Source organism: Bacillus sp. NPDC077411 (assembly GCF_044543425.1).
In the GTDB taxonomy this organism is placed as follows: Bacteria; Bacillota; Bacilli; order Bacillales; family Bacillaceae_G; genus Bacillus_A; species Bacillus_A bruguierae.
This window is the reverse complement of the sequence record NZ_JBITWA010000051.1, coordinates 1-1709: the sequence shown is the minus strand read 5'-3', so window position 1 is coordinate 1709 and position 1709 is coordinate 1. Positions and strand designations below refer to the sequence as shown.

Genomic DNA, 1709 nt, shown 5'->3' with positions numbered 1-1709 from the left:
GAGCCAGGATCAAACTCTCCAATAAAGTTTGTCTAGCATCATAAATAAAAATTGACGTTTCACGTTGTTTGTTTCGTTCAGTTTTCAAAGAACTTATCCGCCGCTCAATTGCGACTTCCTTATGTTAACATCTCAGTCATTCGATGTCAACTAAGTTTTTTATTTCGTTTATCGCAGTTACTTTATTTCACTGGCGACTCGTATAATAATACACCCCTATATAGGGATAGTCAATACTTTTAATAAAAAAATTAATATGTATACCATTTTTCAATCAATCACTTAATTTGATTGCTTCACTACATCATTGAGTGAAAATATGATCAATCACAATTCTCCATATATACTGTCTTCTATAACATTTTATTAAAAGAGAACACTGACCTCAATCATGTAAATAGCTTAATCCAATGATTGCTGAGACTTATTTCTTATATACATTTATTATTAGTTTCGTTTTAGTATACAAACAAAGAAGATAAGATAATTAACCTGCCTTCTTTGTTCATACACTACTATCAGTTCCTCTATCTACAGATTTTATTACAGCTCGCAATTTATTTTGATCCGCCCATACTACGCCAAGAAGAACTAAAATGCCACCTATCATTACTTTCCATGTTACAGATTCATTTAATAAAACAATAGAGACAAAAATACTAACTAGCGGAAGTGCATTTAAATACAGTCCACTTATTGACGCAGAAACTTCTTCTAACGCCTTATTCCAAAACCAATAAGCAAGAATCGTTGCACCAACAACAAGATACATAAAACTAAATCCTGTCTTCCACGTATTTAGTTTAGGCAGACCATAATAAAAAGCTTCCATAGCAGCAAAAGGGAATAAAATAACCGCCCCAATAAGTAATGTCAATGTTGTAAATACTTCATTCGATAGATTCTTTTCTTGTTTTGGTCGTTTTAACAATATTGTATAGTAAGCAAATAAAAAGGTACTACACAAAATAAGTATATCCCCTAACAGAGAAGCACTTTGAGTATCGTTATTAGATGGGATTGTAATACATACTACACCAATAAAACCTAATACAATTCCAATCCAATAATTGATGTGAATTCTTTCCTTTAAAAAAAGAGCGGAAAAAACAATTGTAACTAATGGTAATGCAGCATCAATAATACTGACGTGTAAGCCACTTGTTAAAGCAATACCATATGACGTAAACATAAAATAGCCCGCCACACCAGTAAAAGATAATAAACTAACCCTTTTCCACGGAATATCTCTATTTACAATACTTTTGCGTAACTGATTAAAAGAAAACAGCACACATATTCCTCCAGCAAAACAAAGGCGAAGAAATAATAACGTAAATGGCTGTATTGATTCTAGCACCCACTTCGTTGGAGCAATTGCTCCACCCCACAGTATAATCGCAATTAATAGCATACATATTCCTTTAATGATTTTCTCCTCCTTTCCCCTATATGCTTCCATACCATATGTAAATCCCCCTACTGTGTACTATAGTAAAAAAGTTATGGCTCTATGTATTTGTAAATTATACTGTTAAAAAAACTCTTCAGTCTCTCCCTTTCTATATTTAGGCTCATTATTTACAATGATTAAAGCTATTTTTATGTACATACACAAAAAAGACGAGTCATACTGACTCGTCTCAGATTGCCTGGCAACGTCCTACTCTCACAGGGACAAAGTCCCAACTACCATCGGCGCTAGAGAG

General features: G+C 33.2%; 1 protein-coding gene. It reads right to left on the bottom strand.

Annotation, left to right across the window (positions count from 1 at the left end; genetic code table 11):
* Nucleotides 1-505: 505 nt before the first annotated feature.
* The gene (locus ACIGHG_RS25610) at nucleotides 506-1414 is read right to left on the bottom strand and encodes a DMT family transporter (RefSeq protein WP_396551294.1); all 909 of its coding nucleotides are present in this window, start codon (nucleotides 1412-1414) and stop codon (nucleotides 506-508) included.
* Between the last annotated feature and the right edge of the window lie 295 nt (nucleotides 1415-1709).